Here is a 22342-nt window from a genome sequence, read left to right as displayed (position 1 = left end):
CCCGCCGGGCTCGCCGGGCGCCGGGGCCGGCTCGGCGGCGGACGGGTCGGCGGTGGGCGGGTCGGACGGCGGCTGGACCGTCCAGGAGGCGCCCGGCACCGGCGCGGGCGACGCCGCAGGGTCCTGGAACATCTCGGGGGCCCGCGCGGCGGGCGGCTGGTCGAACCGCGGCTGGTCGAACCGCTCCTGCTCGAACCGCGGCTGCTCGAACGCCGGCGCCTGCGGGGCCGGGGCCTCGGGGGTCTCCGGCGCCTGCGGGGCTTGCGGCGCCTGCGGGGCTTGCGGGGCCTGCTCGGCGCGGTCCGGCCGCGCCTCCTCGTTCTCTTCCAGGATCGCCTCGTACGCCTGGGTGACCGCGGGGTTCACGGCGTGCAGCTCGGGGTCGTCGGCGTCGTCCTTCAGGTCGGCGAACCACTCCAGCGTCGGCTCCTCGCCGCCCTTGTCGGCCGGATCGCCCGGAACGGTGGGACGCTGCTCACTCACGCGTTGACCAATCTCTTGATGATCGAGGTGAAGAAGCCGAGCCCGTCGGTGGACGGGCCGGTGAGGGACTCGACGGCGTGCTCGGGGTGCGGCATCAGGCCGACCACGTTGCCGGCCTCGTTGGTGATGCCCGCGATGTCGTTGAGCGAGCCGTTGGGGTTCAGGTCCAGGTAGCGCGCCACGACCCGGCCCTCGGACTCCAGCGCCTTCAGCGTGTCGTCGTCGGCGGTGTACCGTCCGTCGGCGTTCTTGACCGGGATGACGATCTCCTGGCCGGGGCTGTAGTCGGAGGTCCACGCGGTGTCGGCGTTGTCGACGCGCAGCCGCTGGTCGCGGCAGACGAAGTGCAGCCCGACGTTGCGCAGCAGCGCGCCGGGCAGCAGGTGCGCCTCGCACAGGACCTGGAAACCGTTGCAGATGCCGAGCACCGGCAGGCCCGCGTTCGCGCCGGCCTTCACCTCGGCCATGATCGGCGCGGCGGCCGAGATCGCGCCCGCGCGCAGGTAGTCGCCGTAGGAGAACCCGCCGGGCAGGACGACGGCGTCCACCCCCTGCAGGTCGTGATCGGCATGCCAGAGCGCGACGGGCTGGGCTCCGGCCAGCCTCACCGCACGTGCGGCGTCGCGATCATCGAGTGAACCTGGGAAGGTGATGACCCCGACCCGGGCAGCATCCATCGCTTCTGTTCCTTCGCCTGCGATCCTTGCCCGCCGTGGCGGCAGGCGCTACTGCGTATGAGGGCGGCCGGCGACGGCGGCGGGTACCACCGGTCAACCGTTACGCGTCGAAAACCCCCCGCGCGCGTCCCAATCTACCCGGCGCTGTGCATGAGACGGCGTTCGAGGCTGCGGTTGAGCGCCTCGTCTCGCCAGGTCAACCGCTTCCGCAGGTGAACGACGGTGCCGCGGTCGGGACCGGAGTCGATGTCGAGGTCGTCCACCAGCGCCTGCATGATCTTGATGCCGCGGCCCGACTCGGCCAGGCTTCCCGGCCCCGTGCCGGGCGGGACCGGGCGCGGCCCGCGCCCCCAGTCCATGATCTTCAGCTGGACGGTGTCCTCGTCCACGTGGCCGAACACCTCGTAGTTGCCGCACGCGTGGGCGTGTTCGACGGCGTTGGTGCAGGCCTCGGAGGCGGCGACGAGGATGTCGGCGACGCACTCCTCCGTGACGCCGAGGGCGCGCAGCGCGTCGCCCACCACCCGCCGGACGACGGGGATGCTCGGCGCCACGCGGGGGAGCGCGAGCGAGAACTTCATGTCCACCGGTCACCTCGTGTCATTCCCAGGCCCCCCTGGTCGGACCCCCGGTTCCGGAGCTCGCCCGACGACTCGACGCAGATAGGACTTCCCCGGTGGAATCTTCCGTAATCGCTATACTGTCCGGTCTTTCATGACCATTGCGCGACATGATCTCCGCGGGCGTCCGACCCGGCGGTCTGGACCGTTCCCACAACGGCCGGAACGGCGCGGCGGGCGGGCCCGGCGGATGGCGCGGCGCGTTCCCCGGGGGCCGGGCGGGTCAGAGGACGCGGACCTCGAAGTCCTCGATGACCGTGTTCGCCAGCAGCGTTTCGGCGATCTTGCGGACCTGCTCCAGGGCGGCCTCGTCGGCGGGGCCGTCCAGCTCCACCTCGAAGCGCTTGCCCTGGCGGACGGCCGCGACCCCCTCGAACCCGAGCTGCGGCAGTTTGCGGACGATCGCCTGCCCCTGCGGGTCGAGGATCTCCGGCTTGAGCATGACGTCGACGACGACGCGCGCCACGATCGTCCCCCTGAGGTGCGTTGGTTTACCTGACGGGGTGAAGCGTACGGCACCATGACAGGGCACGATGCACCAGCACCCGTCCCCGGAGTCGCCGATGAAGATCGAGGAGCTGTCGCCGCCCGAGCGCCGCCTCTGGGAGGCCTTTCCGCGCGGTGAGGTGGTGGACCTGTCCGGGGGCGACCCGGCGTTCACCGACCCCGGGAGCTGGGGGCCCGAACGGGTGGTCCGCGCGCAGGTGCTGGTGGCGTTGCTGGCCGGAGCGGTGGAGCCCGAGCCGGGGCAGGTCGCGGCGGTCAACCTGACCGGCGCCCGGATCATCGGGCACCTCAACCTCGGGCACGCCTCGGTGGCGGTGCCGCTGACCCTCACCGACTGCGTGTTCGACGAGGCCCCGCTGCTGTACTGGGCGAGCATGAACACCGTCCACCTGATGCGGTGCCGGATGCCGGGCCTGAACGCCTCCGGCGCGCGCATCGACGGCCACCTGTGGCTCCAGGGCAGCCGGATCACCGGCGGCCTGCTGCTGGACGGCGCGCACATCGCGGGCATCCTGAACATGTCGGGCGTGCAGCTGGCCAACCCCGGCGGCGACGCGCTGCTCGGCGACCGTCTCGTCGTGGACGCGAACGTGTACTGCGACCACGGGTTCACCGCGCACGGCGAGGTCCGGCTGCCCGGCGCCCGCGTCGGCGGCCAGCTGATCTTCCGGCAGGCGCACCTGCACAACGAGGGCGGCGCGGCCCTGTACGCCAGCCGCCTGGACGTCGCGGCGAACGTGTTCTGCGACGGCGGCTTCACGGCCAACGGCGCGGTGCGGCTGCGCGGCGCGCGGGTCGGCGGCTACCTGTCGCTGGTCGGCGCGAAGCTCTCCCACCCCGGGGACGTGGCGCTGAACGCCAACGACCTGGCCGTGGAGACCGACGTGTACTGCTCCGACGGGTTCACGGCCGACGGGTCGGTGTCGTTCGAGGGCGCCCGGATCACCGGCCAGCTCAGCCTGCGCGGCGCGCGGCTGTCCAACCCCGGCGAGACGGCGCTGAGCCTCCAGCGCCTCCAGGCCGAGGAGGTCCTGCTGCACTTCGCCGAGCCGATCAAGGGCGTCGTCGACCTGTCCTACGCCCGGCTCAACCTGCTGCGCGACGATCCCAAGACCTGGCCGGAACGCCTCCAGCTCGACGGCCTGCAGTACGAGAACCTCGACCCGCCCATGGTGGCCCGCGACCGCCTGGCGTGGATCCGCCGCGACCGCGACGGCTACCAGCCGCAGCCCTACGAGCGGCTGGCGCAGACCTACCGCTCGCTGGGCCTGGACGCCGACGGCCGCACGGTCCTGCTGGCCAAGGCCCGCGACCGCCGCAAGACCCAGTCCCTCCCCCGCAAGATCGTCGGTTGGCTGCAGGACGTGACGGTGGGTTACGGCTACCGCCCGTTCCGCGCGGCGAGCTGGCTGCTGGGGCTGCTGGTGTTCGGGACGGTGGTCTTCTCGCTGCACCGTCCGGCCATCCTGAACGAGGACGACCACCCGCACTTCAACGCGTTCTTCTACACCCTCGACCTGCTGCTGCCGATCGGCGACCTGGGCCAGGAACGCGTCTTCGCGCCGAAGGGGATCTACCAGTGGATCGCCAACCTGATCGTGTGCGCGGGCTTCCTCCTCGGCCTGACCGTGGCGGCCGGGGCGACCAGGTCCCTGTCCCGGGAGTGATCCCGGGGCGTTCGGGCGGGGATCGCCGATATCATCCCGTCGGTCCGCAGGTCCCGAGAAAGGTTCGTCGATGGCTGAGCTGGTCTTCTTCACGGGGACCATGGACGTCGGGAAGTCGACGATCCTGCTCCAGGAGCACCACAGCCGGGGCGGCGGCGGGCTGCTCTACAGCAAGAACGACCGGGCGGGCGCGGGCTACATCACGTCGCGGCTGGGGTTGAAGGCGGACGCCATCGACGTCACCGACGGCCTCGACCTCTACGACGACATCGCCGCGCGGACGCCCGTGCCGTACGTGCTGTGCGACGAGGCGCAGTTCTACAGCCCCAAGCAGATCGGGCAGCTGGCCGGGATCGTGGACGGGCTCGGGATCGAGGTGCTGTGCTACGGCATCCTCACCGACTTCCGGGGGCGGCTGTTCGAGGGGTCGCGGCGGCTGGTGGAGCTGGCCGACCGGGTCACGACGCTGCCGGTGTCGTCGCGGTGCTGGTGCGGGCGGCGGGCCACGCACAACGCGCGGACCGTGGACGGCGTCATGGTCCACACCGGCGACCTGGTCCAGGTCGGCGAGGACGAGTACGTGACGCTGTGCCGCCACCACTTCATGGCCGGCCTGGCCTGACGCCCCGGCCGGGGCCGCCGCGCGGCCCGTTCCCCGCCGGGTGACGGTGGCGACACGCCGGGTCACGGCGGGGTGGAAAGGCGTTCGGGTGGTTCGGGTGGGGTAGGCATCCGGTCATCGGGGACTTGCCTCCCTGGGTGTGATGTCTGCCACGATGGCATTAGCGGCGTTCGTCCCCTTATCCGGGGGCGGGGCCACTGACGCCGGCCGGTGAACGGCGATCCCGGACGCCGGCCCCGAACGAGGAGTGTCATCAATGACGATCGACTCCGTGCGCGGCGCACCGGGCGTCCAGGAGGGCGCCGACCTCGTCCAGTTGCTCACCCCCGAGGGGGAGCGCGTCGACCACCCCGACTACCCCCTGGAGCTGACCGCCGAGCAGGTGCGCGCGCTGTACCGCGACCTGGTGATCGTGCGGCGGGTCGATCTGGAGGCGGTGGCGCTGACCCGCCAGGGCGAGCTCGGGATCTGGGCGTCGCTGCTGGGGCAGGAGGCCGCGCAGATCGGGTCCGGGCGGGCCCTCGGCGAGCACGACATGGTCTTCCCCACCTACCGGGAGCACGGCGTGGCGTGGTGCCGGAACGTCCCGCCGCTCAACCTGCTGGGCCTGTTCCGGGGCGTCAGTCACGGCGGCTGGGACCCCGAGGAGTACCGCTTCCACCTCTACACCATCGTGATCGGCAGCCAGACGCTGCACGCGACCGGCTACGCGATGGGCATGCAGCGCGACGGGATCCTGGGGACCGACAAGGCGGGCGCGACCATCGCCTACTTCGGCGACGGGGCCACCTCGCAGGGCGACGTGAACGAGTCGTTCGTGTTCGCCTCGGTGTTCAACGCCCCCGTCGTGTTCTTCTGCCAGAACAACCAGTGGGCGATCTCCGAGCCGCTGGAGAAGCAGTCGCGGATCCCCCTCTACAAGCGGGCGCAGGGCTACGGGTTCCCCGGCGTCCGGGTGGACGGCAACGACGTGTTCGCGTGCCTGGCGGTGACGCGGAAGGCGCTGGAGAACGCGCGCAGCGGGCAGGGCCCGACGCTGGTCGAGGCCTACACGTACCGGATGGGCGCGCACACCACCACCGACGACCCGACCCGGTACCGGCTGAAGGCCGAGGAGGAGGCCTGGAAGCTCAAGGACCCGATCGAACGGGTCAAGGCGTACCTGGTGCGCGGCGACCTGGCGGACGCGGCGTTCTTCGACGAGATCGACACCGAGGCCAAGGACTACGCCCGCGGCCTGCGCAAGGCCTGTCTGGAACTGCCCGATCCGGGGCCGATGGCGATGTTCGAGCACGTGTACGCCGAGGGGCATCCGCTGATCACCGAGGAGCAGGAGCAGTTCGCCGCCTATCTGGCCTCGTTCGAGGGGAGTGAGTGATGGTCGCCGAACCTCTGGCGCTGGCCAAGGCCCTGAACGCGGGGCTGCGCAAGGCCATGGAGAACGACCCCAGGGTCCTGGTCATGGGCGAGGACGTCGGCAAGCTCGGCGGCGTGTTCCGGGTGACCGACGGGCTGCAGAAGGACTTCGGCGAGGAGCGCGTCATCGACACGCCGCTGGCCGAGTCGGGCATCGTCGGGACCGCGATCGGGCTGGCGCTGCGCGGGTACCGGCCGGTGGTCGAGATCCAGTTCGACGGGTTCGTGTTCCCGGCCGCCGACCAGATCATCACCCAGCTGGCGAAGATGGGGATGCGCTCCCTGGGCCGGCTGAACCTGCCGGTCGTGGTGCGGATCCCGTGCGGCGGCGGGATCGGGGCCGTCGAGCACCACTCCGAGTCGCCCGAGGCGTACTTCACCCACACCGCCGGCCTGCGCGTGGTGGCCTGCTCCAACTCCGCCGACGCCTACTCGATGATCCAGCAGTCGATCTCCTCCCCCGACCCGGTGATCTTCTTCGAGCCCAAGCGGCGCTACTGGGACAAGGCGCCGGTCGAGCAGGACCCGGGCGCCTGGACGCCGCTGCACGCCGCGCGGGTCGTGCAGCCCGGCGAGCACGTGACCGTGCTGGCCTACGGCCCGTCGGTGAAGACCTGCCTGGAGGCGGCGTCGGCGGCGGCCGAGGAGGGCCGCAGCCTGGAGGTCGTGGACCTGCGCTCCCTCAACCCCCTGGACATCGACACGGTCGTGCGGTCGGTGGAGCGGACCGGGCGGTGCGTCGTGGTGCATGAGGCCCCGGTGTACTCGGGGTTCGGGGCGGAGCTGGCGGCGCGGATCACCGAGCGGTGCTTCTACCGGCTGGAGGCGCCGGTGCTGCGGGTCGGCGGGTTCTCCACGCCGTACCCGCCGTCCCGGCTGGAGGACCACTACCTGCCCGATCTCGACCGCATCCTGGACGCGGTCGACCGGACGTTCGGCTGGTGACACCGATGAGCGACATCAAGCAGTTCAGGCTGCCCGACGTGGGCGAGGGGCTGACCGAGGCCGACATCGTCAAGTGGCACGTGCAGCCCGGCGACACCGTCGAGGTCAACCAGACCATCGTGGAGATCGAGACCGCCAAGGCGATCGTGGAGCTGCCCTGCCCGTTCGACGGGGTGGTGACCGAGCTGATGGTCACCGAGGGCGACACCGTGGACGTCGGCACGCCGATCATCTCGGTGGACGTGGCCGCCGACTCCTCCGCCGTGGCGACGCCGGTGTCGGAGCCCCCGGCCCAGCCCGCCGCGCTGAAGCAGGACCTGGTGCCCAGCCCCGACGAGCCGGGCATGGTCACCCCGGAGGAGCCCAAGCGCCAGCCGGTGCTGGTCGGCTACGGCGTCAAGCCGGGCGCGACCAAGCGGCGTCCCCGCAAGGGGCGGCAGGCCCCGGTCCCCGAGCAGCCGCCCGCGCCGCCCGCCGAACGGCCCGGCAACGGCATGCCGCTCGCCAAGCCCCCGGTCCGCAAGCTGGCCAAGGACCTGGGTGTGGACCTCGCCGCGCTCACCGGGACGGGCCCGAACGGCTCCATCACCCGCGACGACGTCCGCGCAGCCGCGCAGCCGGCCGCCACGCGGCCGACCCCGTCCGCCCCGTCCGCCCCGGCCGGGCGGGAGGAGCGCGTCCCGGTCCGGGGCGTCCGCAAGGCGACGGCGAACGCGATGGTGAACTCGGCGTTCACCGCCCCGCACGTCACCGAGTTCCTCCAGGTGGACGTGACGGAGACGATGGAGGCGGTGCGCCGCCTGCGCGAGATGCCGGACTTCGCGGGCGTGCGGGTGTCCCCCCTCCTGCTCGTCGCCAAGGCCGTGCTGGTCGCCGCCGCCCGGTACCCGATGGTGAACTCCGCGTGGGCCGGCGACGAGATCGTCGTCAAGCACTACGTGAACCTCGGCATCGCCGCCGCCACCGAACGCGGCCTGATCGTCCCGAACGTCAAGGACGCCCACGCCATGTCCCTGCCGGACCTGGCCAAGGCGCTCAACGACCTGACCGAGACCGCCCGCGCCGGGAGGACGACCCCGGCGGACATGTCCCACGGCACCATCACGATCACCAACGTGGGCGTGTTCGGCGTGGACACCGGAACGCCGATCATCACCCCCGGCGAGGCGGCGATCCTGGCGTTCGGCCAGATCAGGGACATGCCATGGGTCCACCGGGGCGAGCTGGCGATCCGCAGGGTGACCACGCTGGCCCTGTCGTTCGACCACCGGATCATCGACGGCGAGCTGGGCTCGAAGTTCCTCCGCGACGTGGGGGCGATGCTGGAGGACCCCCTCCACATGCTGGCCTGGTCCTGACCCGGCGGGGTGCCGCCGCGCGGCGGCGCCCCGTCCGGCGATCCGGAAGGAAACCAAGCCCACCGGAATAGCCCGGAATCCGGCGCGGTTGAGTCGATCATGGAATTGGGAGTCGCCCTCAACCCCGCCGCCACCGGCAACGCGGTCGACGACGTGGTCGCCGCGGCGCGCCGGGCCGCGGACGCCGGCCTGCGCTCGGCCTGGATCGGCCAGCGCTTCGACCACGACGCGATCGCCCTGGCCGGGATCGTCGGCCGGGAGGTGCCGGGCCTGCGGGTCGGCACCTCCGCGGTGCCGATCTTCGCGCGCCATCCGCTGCTGGTGTCCGGCCAGGCGCAGACCAGCCAGGCCGCCGCGCACGGCCGGTTCCAGCTCGGCCTGGGGCTGGGCGCCAAGGACCTGATCGAACCCGCGTTCGGCGTGCCCTACGAGCGCCCGATCACGCGGCTGCGAGAGTTCCTCACCGCGCTCCGCTCGCTGCTGGAGACCGGCACCGCCGATTTCCGGGGCGAGACGCTGACCGCGGCCCCGCCGATGCCCGCCGCCGTCGCGGGCGCCGAACCGCCGGTCCCGGTGCTGGTCGCCGCGATGGCCCCGCAGGCGCTGGGCGTCGCGGGCGAGCTGGCCGACGGCACGCTGCCGTTCCTGGCCGGACCGCGCACGCTCGAAGAGCGGATCGTCCCGCAGATCACCGCCGCCGCCGAACGGGCCGGACGCCCGGCTCCCCGCGTCGTCGCCCTGGTGGCGGGCGTGGTGACCGGCGACGTCGACGCCGCCCGCGCGGCGGCCGCCGAGGCGACCGCCTTCTACGACCGGGTGCCGTCCTACCGGCGCGTGATCGAGCTGGAGGGCGCCGAACGCGCCGCCGACCTGGTGGTCGTCGGCGACGAGGAACAGGTGGCCGGGCAGGTGCGACGCTACTTCGACGCCGGGGCGACCGAGGTCGTGTTCACCCAGACCGACCTGACCGGCGACGCCGACCGCCTGCGCACCTGGCGCCTGCTGGGCGACCTCACCCGCTCCTGACCGCTCATGCCGGAGGCGGGTTCTCGCCGTCGTAGAGGCGGTCGCGGTGGTTGTCGGGGAAGCCGTTGCGGGGCTGCTGGTGGTTCTGCTGCATCTTGATCATCATCAGGAGCTGCAGGGCGAACGAGACCCCGCCGACGATGATCAGGATGACGCCGACCACATGGATGTCGATCGGGTCCCGCATCGCGTCCGGGCGGATCGCGAACTTGAGGATCAGCCCCAGGGTGATCGTGAAAATGCTGACGCCGATGCCCATCCGCTGACCTCCGCACGACGTTCCGCAGCCGTGCTGTTTACGTTTCCGTTCCGATCGCCCGCCACACCCCCGGCGGGCGCCGTCACCAAGCTGAGACCCGAAGTGATCTCAAGAGACCGGGACGTTGTTCACCTTTCCGAAAGGTCCGGCGTCGAAGACGACCGTTCTCGGGTCGCCGGGCGGGGCCGGGAGGTAGACGTAGGCCCGGCTCGGCTCGCCCGGGGCCGTGCGGAACGCCGCGCTGAGCGCGCTCAGATACGTCGTCCCGGTGCCGATGCGGACGGCGCGGTGGACGTCCTTGCCGTTGACGACGCTGAACGACGTGAACAGGCCGCCCGGATAGTCCTGGTGGGAGTAGGAGGCGTCCGGGGGCGTGGTGCCCGGACCCTCGTTGACCAGGTCGAAGACCGCGACGATGTACGCGCCGTCCCGGTAGAACGGTTTCACGTCGATGCGCCGCTTCTGCCCGCCGAAGCGGGCGTGGCGGCTGGCGACCTTGGCGCCGTCCTGGGCCCGGAACGCGGCCGGAGTCGCCGTTCCGCCCCGGGGCGCGGGGGACGTTGAGGCCGTGGCCGTGGCCGCGGTCGTGGCCGTGGTCTCCGTTCGCCGGACGGCGTAGGAGATCTCCACCCGGCGGTTGCGGGAGCGGGCCGACGTGTCGTCCTTCCCGCCTTCCCTGGCGACCGGGTCCTGCTCGCCCCTGCCGGAGGTCGTGTAGGTGAATCCGCTGCCCAGACGTGTCCTGAGCTCCTTCTCGACGGCCTCGGCGCGTTCGCGGGACAGCTTCAGGTTGCGGTCGTCGTCGCCCTCGCCGTCGGTGTGGCCGTTCAGGGTGAGGGGGCGGGAGGGGTCGGCCTCGGCCTTGATCTCTTTGGCGGCCTCGTCGAGGACCTGCTCGGCGCGTTCGCCCAGGGTGGCCTTGCCGGACGCGAACAGCACGTCCGCGCGCAGGTTCAGCTTCACGTCCGAGGCCCCGGCCGTCACATCCCGGGTCTCGCCCTCGGTGATGTCGTAGAGGTCGACGGCGGCGGGCGCGGTCGGCGGGGCGTCGGTTCCGGTGACGGGGACGCCGGTGATCTCGCCCGCCGAGCCCGGCGTGAGGACCGTCAGCTTCTCGGGGCGGCCCGACAGGGCCGGGAAGTCCACGGTCACCTCCTGCGGCGCGTTCGGCGCGAACGGCCGGGCCTCGGGGGCGGTGGCCGGCCGGTACAGCCTCCGGTTCACCGGGTCCAGGAGGGTGACGGGGAACGCCGCCTGCTTGGCCGAGGCGTCGAGGGAGGTCACCACCAGGCGCGCGGTGGCCTTGCCGGCGGCGCGCTCGACGCCCCTCACCTCGACGCGCGCGTGCAGCGGGTCCCCGGAGCCGAACCACCCTTCCCGGGACAGCGATCCCCCGGTCGGCGCGTGGGCCGGGGCTGCTGCGGTCGCCCCCGTGACGGGCGGGTCGACCTTCTTCGGGCCCGTGTCGTCGCAGGACGCGGCGAGCAGGACCGCGAGGGGCAGGGCCAGGGCGCGCGGCGCGATCGGCATGGGCGTTCCGTTCCGTGCGGGAGGGGACCGTCCACAGTAGTGATCATCTCCTTGGTGCGCAGCGGCCCCGCCCCCACGGTGGGGGGCGGGGCCGCTGACCGACCTTCCGCGGGAGACGGAGGGGTCTGCTAGAACGCCTCCTCCGGCAGCTCCATCACGTCGAGGTTGGTGGCCTCGGCGACGGCGCGCTCGGCGGCGATCTTCGGCAGGACGTTCTGGGCGAAGAACTGGGCCGCCGCGACCTTGCCGGTGTAGAAGTTCTTGTCGGCCTCGGAGACGTCGCCGCCCAGCTTGGCCAGGGCGACCTCGGCCTGGCGCAGCAGCAGCCAGCCCACGACCACGTCGCCGAGGGCCATCAGCAGACGGCTGCCGTTCAGGCCGACCTTGTAGATCTCCTTCGGGTTCTCCATGGAGGCCAGGGCCCAGCCGACCATCGGGTCGAGGATCCCCTGGACGTCGTCGAGGGCCTTGAGCAGCAGGGCGCGCTCGGCCTTCAGCCGGCCGTTGCCGGCCTCGGACTCGGCGAACGCCTTGATCTCGCCCGCCAGGACCTTCAGGGCCTCGCCGTTGTCCCGCAGGATCTTGCGGAAGAACAGGTCCTGGCCCTGGATCGCGGTGGTGCCCTCGTACAGGGTGTCGATCTTGGAGTCCCGGATGTACTGCTCGATCGGGTACTCCTGGAGGAAGCCGGAGCCGCCCAGGGTCTGGAGCGACTCGGCGCCCAGCAGGGCGTAGGCGCGCTCGGAGCCGAAGCCCTTGACGATCGGCAGCAGCAGGTCGTTGACCTTCTCGGCGACCTCGTCCCGGCGGCCCTCGTGCTCGGCGATCTGCACCGCGTCCTGGTAGGAGGCGGTCAGCAGGACCAGCGCGCGCATGCCCTCGGCGTACGCCTTCTGGGTCATCAGCGAGCGGCGCACGTCCGGGTGGTGGGTGATGGTGACGCGCGGCGCGGTCTTGTCCGTCATCTTCGTCATGTCGGCGCCCTGGACGCGCTCCTTGGCGTACTCCAGCGCGTTGAGGTAGCCGGTGGACAGCGTCGCGATGGCCTTGGTGCCGACCATCATGCGGGCGTACTCGATGACGAGGAACATCTGCTTGATGCCCTCGTGCACGTCGCCGACCAGGTAGCCGACGGCGGGGTGCTTCTCGCCGAGGGTGAGCTCGCAGGTCGTGGAGACCTTCAGGCCCATCTTCTTCTCGACGTTGGTGACGTAGGCGCCGTTGCGCTCGCCCAGCTCACCGGTCTCCAGGTCCACCAGGTACTTGGGCACCAGGAACATCGACAGGCCCTTGGTGCCGGGGCCGGCGCCCTCGGGGCGGGCCAGCACCAGGTGGAAGATGTTCTCGGCCATGTCGTGCTCGGCCGAGGTGATGAAGCGCTTGACGCCCTCGATGTGCCAGGTGCCGTCGGGCTGCTGGACCGCCTTGCTGCGGCCGGCGCCCACGTCGGAGCCGGCGTCCGGCTCGGTCAGCACCATGGTGGCGCCCCACTGGCGCTCCAGGGCGATCTCGGCGAAGCGCTTCTGGTCCTCGTTGCCGATGTGCCACAGGATCTGGGCGAAGCCGGGGCCGGAGGAGAACATGTAGATCGCCGGGTTGGCGCCCAGGACCTGCTCGGCGATGGCCCAGGTGAGGCTGCGGGGAGCGCCGGTGCCGCCGAAGTCGGGGGCCAGGTCCACGCGGTACCACTCGGCGTCCATCCACGCCTTGAACGACTTCTTGAACGACTCCGGCATCGTCACGGTGCCGGTGGCCGGGTCGAACTTCGGCGGGTTCCGGTCGGCGTCCTCGAACGAGTCGGCGAGCACCCCTTCGGCGAGGCGGTTCACCTCGTCGAGGATGCTGCGCACCGTCTCCTCGTCCAGGTCCGCGTACGGGCCGCTGCCGAGCAGTTCCTGACGGTTGAACACCTCGAAGAGGTTGAACTCGATGTCGCGGAGGTTGCTCTTGTAGTGCCCCATCGAACACTCCGTTAAGTCCGGCGGCGGCCGGCGGCCCCGCGTAACGTACTGGTCAGTAACTCGCCATCATGCTACCCGCTGGTAACCCCTGGCAACCCACCCCGGCGGGACGACCGCGCGGACACGTGCCACATCAACCTCCGCACGGGGTCAAGAAAGTGACACGTGTCACAGGGCCGCGTCGAGCACGCCGTGGCGACCACCGGCGCCTTTGGCCGGATCCGGCAATCCCGAACAACGGTGAAACCGGCCGGGGACCGGAGTCGTCTGACCGGCAACAAACGAAACAACCACCCCGCACTTCACGAGAGGAACACGCGTTGGTCTTCAAGAAGCTGTTGCAGGCGGCCGGTGTGGGTGGGCCGGAGGTCGAGACCGTGCTCCACAACGCCGACGTCCAGCCGGGCGGGGTGGTCCGGGGCGAGGTCGTCATCGTGGGCGGCAAGGCGGACGCCGAGATCAACAAGGTGACCCTCGCGCTGCGGTCGCGGGTCGAGGCGGAGTCGGGCGACCACGAGCACCGCGAGAACCTGGAGTACGCCCGGTTCCCGCTGGCGGGCTCGTTCCGGCTGGACGACGGGGCGCGCTACAGCCTGCCGTTCGAGTTCCCGATCCCGTGGGAGGCGCCGCTGACCCACCTGTACGGGCGGCCGCTGATCGGCACCACCGTCGGGATCGCCACCGAACTGGAGGTCGCGCGGGCGGTGGACGCCACCGACCTCGACCCGATCGCGATCCACCCGCTGCCCGCGCAGGAACGCGTGCTGGCCGCGTTCGGCGCGCTGGGCTTCCGCTTCCACAGCGCCGACCTGGAGAAGGGCCGCATCTGGGGGATCGAGCAGAAGCTGCCGTTCTACCAGGAGATCGAGTTCTACCCGCCCGCGAAGTACTCCTCGGCGATCAGGGAGCTGGAGGTCACCTTCGTCGCCGCCCCGAAGTCGATGTCGGTGGTGCTGGAGCTGGACAAGCGCGGTGCGGGGTTCACCGGGGGCCACGACGAGCTCTGCCACTTCACCGTGGACTACGCGTCCGCCGAGAGCACGAACTGGGAGCAGCGGATAGAGGGGCTGCTGACCAAGCTCTGCCGCCGCAAGGGCCGTTTCTGACGGGCTGATCCGACGCGGTGGGCCGGGCCGGGGACGCGGACGTCCGCGTCCCCGGCCCGGCCGCGTTCAGTGGGCGCCGCCCGCCAGGTTCAGCATGACCACCCCGGTGACGATCAGCACCAGGGCGATGATCTTGAGGGCGGAGACCTGGTCGCCCAGCAGCAGCATGCCGAGCGCGGCGGTGCCGACCGCCCCGATGCCGACCCACACCGCGTAGGCGGTGCCGACCTCCAGCGTGCGCAGCGCGAGGTTCAGCATCCCGAAGCTGGCGACGGCGAAGAGCAGGAAGCCGACCGACGGCCAGGGCTGCGTGAAGCCCCTGCTCATCTTCAGCGAAAGGGCCATCGCGACTTCGAGCAGTCCGGCGGCGACGACGAGGATCCAGGCCATTTCCCACGACTCCGGTGACGAGACGACAGATGCGTACGCGTCGTCTTCGCCTGCCGGGTACGGCGCGCTCCTCGTCCGGGAGGCCGCGGGACGGCCTCACCCCGACATAACGCCGATCCCGCCTGACCTGTTCCGGTCCGCACCGAATCGGGTGACAGGGGAACCTCATTCTTCCGGAAGGCGTCTACTGGGACGAGGGCGGCGCCTCCGCCCGGCACTCATGGAGGGAAACGGGAACGTGGTCTTCAAGAAGCTGCTCCAGGCCGTCGGTGTCGGCGGTCCCGAGGTCGAGACGATCCTGCACAACCCCAACACCCGGCCGGGCGACACCGTCACCGGCGAGGTCACCATCATCGGGGGCTCGCACGACTCCGAGATCCTCGGCGTGAACCTGGCGCTGAAGACCCGTGTCGAGATCGAGTCCGGCGACAACGAGTACAAGCAGGACCTGGAGTACGCCAAGCTGCCGATCGGCGGGCGGTTCAAGCTGGACGACGGGGCGCGCTACAGCATCCCGTTCCAATTCCCGATCCCGTGGGAGGCGCCGCTGACCCACCTGTACGGGCAGGCGCTGCACGGCACCACCGTCGGCATCGCCACCGAGCTGGAGGTCGCCAAGGCCGTCGACGCCACCGACCTCGACCCGATCGCCGTGCACCCGCTGCCCGCGCAGGAGCGGATCCTGACCGCCTTCCAGAACCTGGGCTTCCGGTTCCGCAACGCCGACTGCGAGAAGGGCCGCATCTGGGGCGTCCACCAGGAGCTGCCGTTCTACCAGGAGATCGAGTTCTACCCGCCCGCGCAGCTCGCGCGCTCCATCAACCAGCTGGAGGTCACGTTCGTGTCCTACCCGCAGTCGATGGAGGTCGTGCTGGAGCTGGACAAGCGCGGCGGGGTGTTCACCGAGGGGCGCGACGCGTTCAGCCGGTTCACCGTGGACTACGCGACCTTCCAGAACACCAACTGGGAGCAGCAGCTCGACGGCTTCCTCCAGCAGGCCGGGCGCCGCCGGGGCCTGTTCTAGACCGCCCTTGATCAACGGCCGGGGGGCGCGTAGAAAGAGGTTCCGTGACGCAACCCCCCGGCCTCAACGACGCCGAACGACGCCTGTGGGCGGCGTTCCCGACGGGCACCGAGGTCGTGCTGGGCGACGACCCGCCCGCCGGGCCGCTGCCCGAGCGCATCGTCCGCGCGGAAGTCATCGCGAAGCTGCTGCTGGGGGCCGGGGAGAGCGTGCCCGGCCGCGTCCCGGCCGTCCGGCTGAGGGGCGCCTACGTCACGGGGCGGCTGAGCCTGGCCGGCGGGAACGTCGGGCACGAGCTGAAGCTGTCCCACTGCCGCCTGGTCGAGCAGCCCGACTTCTCCAACTGCCAGACCCGGCAGCTACGGCTGTCGCACTGCCGGATGCCGGGGTTCGACGGCGGCGGGCTGCGCGTGGACGGCTACCTCAGCCTGTCGGGCTCGCGGATCGAGGGGCAGGTGCGGCTGACCCGCGCCCAGATCTCGGGCGGTCTGCGGATGAACGCCGTCACGCTCATCGAGGAAGACCCGGACAGGTGGGCGTTCTACAGCGGCAGCATGGTCGTCGAGGTCGGCTGTTTCGTCGAGCACTCCGAGATCGTCGGGGGGATGCGGCTGACCGGTGCGCGGCTGAACGGCGGGCTGTTCATGTACGGCACCACCCTGCGCAACCCGGGCCGTATCGCGCTCCAGGCCCAGAACATGATCGTGGAGGACACGGCCGAGTTCAGCCGCGGCTTCACCGCGATCGGCACGGTCCGGCTGCGCAGCGCGCGGGTCAACGGCATCCTCTCGTTCGACGGGGCGTCCCTGGACTCGGCCGACCCGCGGCGGATGGCCCTGCACGCCAGCCACCTCCAGGCCGACGAGCTGCTGCTCCTGCCCCGCGAGAAGATCAAGGGACGGGTGTCGCTGTCGTACTCGCGGATCGCCCTGGTCCGGGACCGGCCGGAGACCTGGCCTGACGAGCTCTACCTGAACGGCCTCGGCTACGAGACGCTGGGCGACGCCCCGTTCAAGGACCGGCTGAGCTGGGTGAGCCGCGATCCGCAGTTCCATCTCCAGCCGTACGAGCAGCTCGCCGCCAACTACCACGCCACCGGGCACGACGACCTGGCGCGGAAGGTGCAGCTCGCCAAGCTGCGGGCGCGGCGCCGGCGGCTGCACCCGGTCGGGCGGACGTGGAGCCTGCTGCTGGACTGGACGGTCGGCTACGGGTACCGGCCGTGGCTGGCGTTCGCGTGGTTCGGGGCGCTGGTGGCGTTCGGGACGGTGGTGTTCTCCCTCCGGGAGCCGCGGGCGATCAAGCGGGACGAGCATCCGGTGTTCCACGCGTTCGCGTACACGCTGGACCTGCTGATCCCGATCGACACGTTCGGGCAGCAGCAGGCGTTCGACCCGGTGGGGTGGTCGCGGTGGGTGGCGTACGCGCTGATCGCGACGGGTTGGGTCCTGGCGACCGCGTTGATCGCCGGGGTGACGCGGGTACTGCGTCCGAACTGACGTTCCCGAGCGAGCGTCGATCCTGGTAACGGGACCAGAATGGAGCGCCATGGGCACGTATCTGATCACGGGGGCGACCGGCGGCATCGGCGCGGCGGTCGCGAGGCTGCTGCGCGGCCGGGGGCACGACCTGATCCTGGCCGGGCGGGACGCCGGGCGCCTGGAGGAGATGGGCCGGTCGCTGACCGGCGCGCACGCGCAGACGCAGTCGTTCTCGATCTCGCCGGACGGCACGCCGGGGCCGGTGGCGACCGCGGCGCAGGCGACGATCCGGACGCTGACGCTGGACCTGGCGCAGCCGCGCCGCCTGGAGACGGCGCTGGCGGAGGCCGACCTGCCGGACCGGCTCGACGGCGTCGTCCACAGCGCGGGCGTCGTCACCCTCGGGCCGGTCGCCGAACTCGACACCGACGACTGGAACGACCACCTGAACGTGAACCTGGTGTCGGCGGCCGAGCTGACCCGGCTGCTGCTCCCGGCGCTGCGGACCGCGCGGGGGCACGTGGTGTTCGTGAACTCCACGGCCGGGCTGCGCGCGAACCCGGACTGGTCGGCGTACGCGGCCAGCAAGTTCGGCCTGCGGGCGCTGGCGGACGCGCTGCGGGCCGAGGAGCCGGAGATCCGCGTCACCACGGTCTATCCGGGGCGGACCGCGACCGAGATGCAGCGCAAGGTGCGCTCGCAGGAGGGCCGGCCGTACGAGCCCGGCGACTTCGTCGATCCGGCGACGGTAGCGAAGGTGCTGGTGGGGGCGTTGGAGACGCCGCGCGACGCGGTGGTCGCCGACATCACCGTGCGTCCGCACTGAGCGGGCCGGGGAGGCCCCGGCCCGCTCAGTGGGGGCGGTCAGCCCGAACGGCGCAGCCGGTCGCGCAGCGCCGGGAAGTCGTCGCGCCGCAGCACCGCGACCGCGACGGCCATCGCCAGGGCGACGGCCGGGATCACCGGGGACTCCTCGATCACGGCGAGGTCGGTGATGATCGCGCCGACCATCAGCGCGGCCAGGCACGCCGCCGCGAGCGCGGCCAGCGGCGGCAGCACCACCCCGACGGCTCCGGCGACCTCCAGCACGCCGACCAGGTAGCGCAGCCACTGGCCCGCGCCGATCTCGGCGAACATGTCGACGTTCGCCCGGGAGCCGAGCAGTTTGCCCAGGCCCGCGGCCAGGAACTCCAGGGCCAGCAGGACCTGGAGGATCCAGGCGACGACGGTGGCGGCACGGCCCCGGCGCCGCGTGGTGGACGGGTGGGACATGGCTCGCTCCTCGGGGCGACGGCGTTCACCCCAGGAGACCACCCGAAGCGCCGGAAGTCACCGGTGTGACGCGGACCGGCCGGTGGGAACGGCCGGTGGGAACGGCCGGTCAGCGGGCGCGGCGGCGCAGCACCCAGGAGGCCAGCAGACCGCCGAGCAGCCCGAACAGGTGGCCCTGCCAGGAGATCGACGGGTCGCTGGGCAGCAGCCCGAACAGCATCGTGGTGCCGTAGAGGACGACGACCGCGACGGCGATGAGGATGTCGAGCAGGTGGCGTTCGAACACGCCGCGTCCCACCAGGTAGCCGAAGAACCCGAAGACGAGGATGGACGCGCCGAGGGTGTTGACCGGGCTGGTGAACCAGACGCCCAGGCCGCCGACCACGATGACGAACAGGCTCGCCGCCAGGAACTTGCCGACGCCGCGCGCCGCCGCCAGGAAGCCCAGGATCAGGAACGGCACCGTGTTGCTCATCAGGTGCCCGAACCCGACGTGCAGGAATGGCGCGGTGAGGATGTCGGGCAGGTCGTCCACGTCGTGGGGCTGGATGCCGAACCGGTCGAGGGAGCCCCCCGTGGCGACGTCGACGAACTCCAGCACCCACATCACGGCCGTCACCGCCGTCACCAGCAGCGCGCCGGTCAGGGCGCGCGCGCCGTGGGTGAGCAGGCCGTCGGAGTGCCGCTGTCGTTCGGGGACCGGGGAGTAGCTCATGGGCGCCGCCGTTCCTCGCGTCGGGTGACCTTGCCCTCGGGGGCCGTCATGGGGGAAACGCTTCCACGAGCGTATTCGGTTCCCGTTCCGGGCCATAGCGAACGGGATTCGGTTTCCGCCATATTGGGCGGATGCGCGCAGTGGTGTGTGAGGAACTCGGGTCCGTCGTCGTCCGTGAGTCCGCCGAGCCGTCCGCCGGTCCGGGCCAGGTCGTGATCGCCGTCGAGGCGGCGGGGGTGAACTACGTGGACGGCCTGTTCGTCCGGGGGAGGTACCAGATCAAGCCGCCGCTGCCGTTCGTGCCGGGGAGCGAGGTGGCCGGGACGGTCGTGGCGGCCGGGCCGGACGTGGCCGCGCCCGCGGTCGGGGCCCGCGTGCTGGCGACGTGCGGCCTGGGCGGCTTCGCGACGCACGTGGCGGTGCCCGCGGCGGCGGCCGTCCCGCTCCCCTCCGCGCTGGACGCGGCGCGGGCGGCGACGTTCACGCAGAGCCACTGCACCGCGCTGTTCGCGCTGCGGGAGCGGGCGGGGCTGGCGTCCGGGGAGACGGTCCTGGTGCTGGGCGCGGGCGGCGGCGTGGGCCTGGCGGCGGTCCAGGTCGCGAAGGCCCTGGGCGCCCGCGTCCTCGCGGCGGCCTCCACGCCGGACAAGCGCGCGGCCGCCCGCGCGGCCGGCGCGGACGCGACGATCGACACGGCCGGGGACGTGAAGACCGCCGCCCGGGAGCTCTCGGACGGCGGCGTGGACGTGGTGTACGACCCGGTGGGCGGGGCGTCGGCCGAGCCGGCCCTGCGCGCCCTGCGCGAGGGGGGCCGGTACGCGGTGATCGGCTTCGCGTCGGGGGAGATCCCGGCGCTGCCCCTCAACCAGGTGCTGCTGCGCAACCGCGCGGTCGTGGGCGTGGACTGGGGCGCGTGGTCGCTGCGGAACCCCGCCGGCCAGCGGGCCCTTCTCGAGGAACTCCTCACACTGGTGGCGTCCGGGGAGCTGACCCCGGTCGCGCCGCGCACGGAACCGCTGGACGGCGCGGCCGGGGTCCTGGACGACCTGTTGAACCGCCGGATCGTGGGAAAGGTCGCCCTCGTCCCCTAGGCGGCGGTACGCTCCTCGACGTCCCCGCGCACGACGATGGTCGGCAGCCGTCGCCGGGCGGGGGCGTCGGACGTACGGCGCAGGTAGCGCCGCTCCTCCGGAGTGGTGCCGCCCCAGACCCCGTCGGGCTCCCCGACCCGCAGCGCCCAGGACAGGCAGTCGGCGACGACCGGGCAGTTGCGGCAGATCGCCTTGGCGGCCTGGATCTGCGCCTGGAGGACCGGCGCCCCGTACCCGATCGGGAAGAAGATCTCGGGATCCGCGCCGCGGCAGATGGCGCGGTCGCTCCAGTGCTCTTCGTTCTCAGGCTTCGACATCGTGGGCTCCTTGCGGCGCCGTCGCCGCGAGGTCGGGGTGGGTTCCTTTTCCCACCCAACGTAGTACTACAAGACGTAGTACTACAAGTCATGGTGAGCAATGCCCCGAAGCGTCCGGATAGCCTGTCTGACGTGCGGCGTGATCACAGCTTGACCTTCCGCGAGGCGACCCGGGACGACCTGCCCGAAATCGTCCGGCTCCTGGCCGACGATCCCCTCGGCGCGACCCGCGAGACCCCCGGCGAGGTCATCCCGGAGGCGTACTTCGTCGCGTTCGCGGCCATCGAGAGCGATCCCCGCAACACGGTCGTCGTCGCCGAGCTCGACGGCGAGATCGCCGGCACCTTCCAGCTCACCTACATCCCCGGCCTGACCTACACCGGCGGCGAGCGCGCCCAGATCGAGGGCGTCCGCGTCGCCGCCGAGCACCGCGGCCGGGGCATCGGCCAGCTGATGATCGAGTGGGCCATCGAGCAGGCCCGCGCGCGGGGCTGCCGCGTCGTCCAGCTCACCACCGACCGCCAGCGCCCGGAGTCGATCCGCTTCTACCAGAAGATCGGCTTCCGCCCCAGCCACATGGGGATGAAGTACCACCTCAAGACCGACGACTGACCCGCGCCGGGCCCCGGACGAGGCCCCTCAGGAGAGGCAGCGCAGGACCGCCGCCGTCAGGCACCTGTTCTCGGTGGCCGTGAACCCGAACGGCATGCGGCGGCGCGTGTAGGCGTACACCACGCCGGTGGCGGGATCCGCGAACGCCTCCGAACCCCCCATCCCGCAGTGGCCGAAGGCCCGCTCGCCCAGGAACGGGTACTGGGACCGCTTGTGCTCGAAACCCAGCGCGAACCGGTCCTCGACGCCCGTCACCAGGTCGGCGCCCGGCGTGTGGAGGCGGGTGAACTCGGCGAGGGTGGTGGGGGCCAGCAGGGGCGGTTCGCCGTCCAGCCCGAAGACCGCCGCCGAGTACAGGGACGCCAGGCCCCGGGCGCTGGCGACCGCGCCGCCGGAGGACGGGCCGTTGGCGCGGGTCTCGCGGGAGTTCGCGTAGGCCACGTAGTCCATGGGCGGGGTCGCGTTCAGGTTGTAGGAGACGCCGGGGACGCTGTCCGCGCCCGGCCAGTTCGCGGCCAGGGCCGCCTCCTGGGCGGGGGTGGACAGCCACGGCAGGGTGGCGACGACGCGCTCGTCCTCGCGTTCGGGGAGTCCCAGGTACACGTCCAGAGCCCGGGGCGCGCGGACGCGGCTCTCGTAGACCCGCTGGAGCGTCTCACCCGTCGCCGCGCGGACCACCTCGTTGAGGATCGCGCCGAAGGTGAAGGAGTGGTAGCCGTAGGCCGTTCCCGGCTCCCAGTAGGGGCGCTGGGCCGCCACGCGCCCGGCGGCCAGGGCGTCGTCGGCCAGTTCGGCGGGGGTCAGTCCGCCGTCCACGCCGGGCACTCCCGCCTGGTGGGAGAGGACCTGGCGGATCGTGACGTCCCGTTTCCCCTCGGCGGCGAACGCGGGCCAGTGGTCGGCCACCCGGCGGTCCAGGTCGAGCACGCCCTCCTGCACCAGGAGCGCCACCGTCAGCACGGCCGCCCCCTTCGTCGACGAGTAGACGCCCATCAGCGAGTCACCCGTCACCGTGTCCCCCACCACCGTGTCCCCCACCACCGTGTCCCCCACCACCGGACCGTCCGTCCACAGGTCCACCACCCTGCGCCCCTCCAGGTGGACCGCGAGCTGTGCGCCGGGGTCGGCGGGCTCGTCGGCCAGGCAGGCCGCGAACGCGTGCCTCATCCCCTCGAAGCCCGGTGCCACCTCGCCGCGGATCCGGATGCCGTTCACTGTGCCGCCCTTCGTCGGAGAACCTCTGCACTCCTCTGACGGACCGCA

The 22342-nt window shown here is 71.9% G+C and carries 23 protein-coding genes, 1 pseudogene and 1 riboswitch; of the genes and pseudogenes, 12 read left to right on the top strand and 12 right to left on the bottom strand.

What is annotated here, in order from left to right; all coding sequences use genetic code 11:
- The 4 genes and pseudogenes from AKI01S_RS11300 to purS form a co-directional block, all read right to left on the bottom strand.
- Window positions 1-483: pseudogene (locus tag AKI01S_RS11300) on the bottom strand (hypothetical protein); the annotation flags it as partial.
- Window positions 480-1160: a phosphoribosylformylglycinamidine synthase subunit PurQ gene (gene purQ / locus AKI01S_RS11295; RefSeq protein ID WP_067814742.1), complete on the bottom strand. Its 681-nt coding sequence runs from the start codon at window positions 1158-1160 to the stop codon at window positions 480-482. The pseudogene AKI01S_RS11300 and the gene purQ, both read right to left, overlap by 4 nt.
- Before the next feature lie 134 nt (window positions 1161-1294).
- Entirely contained in the window at window positions 1295-1741 is a 447-nt protein-coding gene (locus AKI01S_RS11290) for an ATP-binding protein (protein WP_245681573.1), read from the bottom strand.
- A gap of 262 nt (window positions 1742-2003) precedes the next feature.
- Entirely contained in the window at window positions 2004-2246 is a 243-nt protein-coding gene (gene purS, locus AKI01S_RS11285) for a phosphoribosylformylglycinamidine synthase subunit PurS (RefSeq protein WP_067814738.1), read from the bottom strand.
- 97 nt (window positions 2247-2343) lie between these two features.
- Here purS and AKI01S_RS11280 point away from each other — a divergent pair, with 97 nt between their 5' ends.
- The 6 genes from AKI01S_RS11280 (at window position 2344) to AKI01S_RS11255 (ending at window position 9321) form a co-directional block, all read left to right on the top strand.
- Window positions 2344-3954 carry a hypothetical protein gene (locus AKI01S_RS11280; RefSeq protein WP_067814758.1) on the top strand — a complete coding sequence of 537 codons (1611 nt, stop codon included), beginning with the start codon at window positions 2344-2346 and terminating at the stop codon, window positions 3952-3954.
- 70 nt (window positions 3955-4024) lie between these two features.
- Window positions 4025-4576, top strand: coding sequence for a thymidine kinase (locus AKI01S_RS11275; RefSeq protein ID WP_067814736.1), 552 nt, complete (start codon window positions 4025-4027; stop codon window positions 4574-4576).
- A 256-nt stretch (window positions 4577-4832) separates the two neighbouring features.
- Window positions 4833-5954 (top strand): pyruvate dehydrogenase (acetyl-transferring) E1 component subunit alpha, encoded by a 1122-nt coding sequence (pdhA, locus tag AKI01S_RS11270; protein ID WP_067814734.1) that lies wholly within the window; start codon window positions 4833-4835, stop codon window positions 5952-5954.
- On the top strand, window positions 5954-6937 hold the full coding sequence (locus tag AKI01S_RS11265; protein WP_067814732.1) for an alpha-ketoacid dehydrogenase subunit beta: 984 nt from the start codon (window positions 5954-5956) through the stop codon (window positions 6935-6937). The genes pdhA and AKI01S_RS11265 overlap by 1 nt, the downstream gene beginning before the upstream one ends.
- Before the next feature lie 5 nt (window positions 6938-6942).
- The gene (locus tag AKI01S_RS11260) at window positions 6943-8295 is read left to right on the top strand and encodes a dihydrolipoamide acetyltransferase family protein (protein ID WP_067814731.1); all 1353 of its coding nucleotides are present in this window, start codon (window positions 6943-6945) and stop codon (window positions 8293-8295) included.
- A gap of 99 nt (window positions 8296-8394) precedes the next feature.
- Window positions 8395-9321: a TIGR03564 family F420-dependent LLM class oxidoreductase gene (locus tag AKI01S_RS11255; protein ID WP_067814729.1), complete on the top strand. Its 927-nt coding sequence runs from the start codon at window positions 8395-8397 to the stop codon at window positions 9319-9321.
- 4 nt (window positions 9322-9325) lie between these two features.
- Here AKI01S_RS11255 and AKI01S_RS11250 read toward each other — a convergent pair whose 3' ends face one another.
- The 3 genes from AKI01S_RS11250 to AKI01S_RS11240 all read right to left on the bottom strand — a co-directional run bounded on the left by AKI01S_RS11250 (window position 9326) and on the right by AKI01S_RS11240 (window position 13071).
- Window positions 9326-9580 (bottom strand): DUF6458 family protein, encoded by a 255-nt coding sequence (locus AKI01S_RS11250; protein WP_067814727.1) that lies wholly within the window; start codon window positions 9578-9580, stop codon window positions 9326-9328.
- 108 nt (window positions 9581-9688) lie between these two features.
- Window positions 9689-11110 (bottom strand): OmpA family protein, encoded by a 1422-nt coding sequence (locus AKI01S_RS11245; protein ID WP_067814725.1) that lies wholly within the window; start codon window positions 11108-11110, stop codon window positions 9689-9691.
- 128 nt (window positions 11111-11238) lie between these two features.
- Entirely contained in the window at window positions 11239-13071 is a 1833-nt protein-coding gene (locus AKI01S_RS11240; protein ID WP_067814723.1) for an acyl-CoA dehydrogenase, read from the bottom strand.
- A 320-nt stretch (window positions 13072-13391) separates the two neighbouring features.
- On the opposite strand from AKI01S_RS11240, the gene AKI01S_RS11235 reads away from it, so the two are divergent.
- A complete protein-coding gene (locus AKI01S_RS11235; RefSeq protein ID WP_067814721.1) occupies window positions 13392-14177 on the top strand; it encodes a sporulation protein in 786 nt (261 codons plus the stop codon).
- 66 nt (window positions 14178-14243) lie between these two features.
- On the opposite strand, the gene AKI01S_RS11230 is transcribed toward AKI01S_RS11235, so the two are convergent.
- Complete coding sequence (locus tag AKI01S_RS11230; protein ID WP_067814718.1) at window positions 14244-14567, bottom strand: DMT family transporter; 324 nt, start codon at window positions 14565-14567, stop codon at window positions 14244-14246.
- A 34-nt stretch (window positions 14568-14601) separates the two neighbouring features.
- Window positions 14602-14668, bottom strand: a riboswitch (guanidine-III (ykkC-III) riboswitch).
- A 137-nt stretch (window positions 14669-14805) separates the two neighbouring features.
- On the opposite strand from AKI01S_RS11230, the gene AKI01S_RS11225 reads away from it, so the two are divergent.
- From AKI01S_RS11225 to AKI01S_RS11215, 3 genes are read left to right on the top strand one after another with little or no spacing between them, the layout of a single operon-like run.
- A complete protein-coding gene (locus AKI01S_RS11225; RefSeq protein ID WP_067814756.1) occupies window positions 14806-15591 on the top strand; it encodes a sporulation protein in 786 nt (261 codons plus the stop codon).
- Window positions 15592-15635: 44 nt separating this feature from the next.
- Complete coding sequence (locus tag AKI01S_RS11220; protein ID WP_067814717.1) at window positions 15636-17090, top strand: hypothetical protein; 1455 nt, start codon at window positions 15636-15638, stop codon at window positions 17088-17090.
- Window positions 17091-17139: 49 nt separating this feature from the next.
- Window positions 17140-17898 (top strand): SDR family oxidoreductase, encoded by a 759-nt coding sequence (locus AKI01S_RS11215; RefSeq protein ID WP_067814715.1) that lies wholly within the window; start codon window positions 17140-17142, stop codon window positions 17896-17898.
- Between the two features lie 38 nt (window positions 17899-17936).
- Here the strand turns inward: AKI01S_RS11215 and AKI01S_RS11210 are convergent, their stop codons facing one another.
- The gene (locus AKI01S_RS11210; RefSeq protein WP_067814713.1) at window positions 17937-18344 is read right to left on the bottom strand and encodes a DoxX family protein; all 408 of its coding nucleotides are present in this window, start codon (window positions 18342-18344) and stop codon (window positions 17937-17939) included.
- 109 nt (window positions 18345-18453) lie between these two features.
- Window positions 18454-19059 (bottom strand): rhomboid family intramembrane serine protease, encoded by a 606-nt coding sequence (locus tag AKI01S_RS11205; RefSeq protein ID WP_067814711.1) that lies wholly within the window; start codon window positions 19057-19059, stop codon window positions 18454-18456.
- 131 nt (window positions 19060-19190) lie between these two features.
- Between AKI01S_RS11205 and AKI01S_RS11200 the strand changes: the two genes are divergently transcribed.
- Entirely contained in the window at window positions 19191-20150 is a 960-nt protein-coding gene (locus AKI01S_RS11200) for an NADPH:quinone oxidoreductase family protein (protein ID WP_067814709.1), read from the top strand.
- Here the strand turns inward: AKI01S_RS11200 and AKI01S_RS11195 are convergent.
- Entirely contained in the window at window positions 20147-20467 is a 321-nt protein-coding gene (locus AKI01S_RS11195) for a WhiB family transcriptional regulator (protein ID WP_067814707.1), read from the bottom strand. The genes AKI01S_RS11200 and AKI01S_RS11195 overlap by 4 nt on opposite strands.
- Before the next feature lie 132 nt (window positions 20468-20599).
- On the opposite strand from AKI01S_RS11195, the gene AKI01S_RS11190 reads away from it, so the two are divergent.
- Entirely contained in the window at window positions 20600-21079 is a 480-nt protein-coding gene (locus AKI01S_RS11190) for a GNAT family N-acetyltransferase (protein ID WP_439951664.1), read from the top strand.
- 27 nt (window positions 21080-21106) lie between these two features.
- On the opposite strand, the gene AKI01S_RS11185 is transcribed toward AKI01S_RS11190, so the two are convergent.
- Window positions 21107-22294 (bottom strand): serine hydrolase domain-containing protein, encoded by a 1188-nt coding sequence (locus tag AKI01S_RS11185; protein WP_218009633.1) that lies wholly within the window; start codon window positions 22292-22294, stop codon window positions 21107-21109.
- Between the last annotated feature and the right edge of the window lie 48 nt (window positions 22295-22342).

Origin of the sequence: Actinomadura kijaniata NBRC 14229 (assembly GCF_001552175.1) — a bacterium.
Classification (GTDB): Bacteria; Actinomycetota; Actinomycetes; order Streptosporangiales; family Streptosporangiaceae; genus Spirillospora; species Spirillospora kijaniata.
This window is presented reverse-complemented; position numbering and strand designations above follow the sequence as displayed.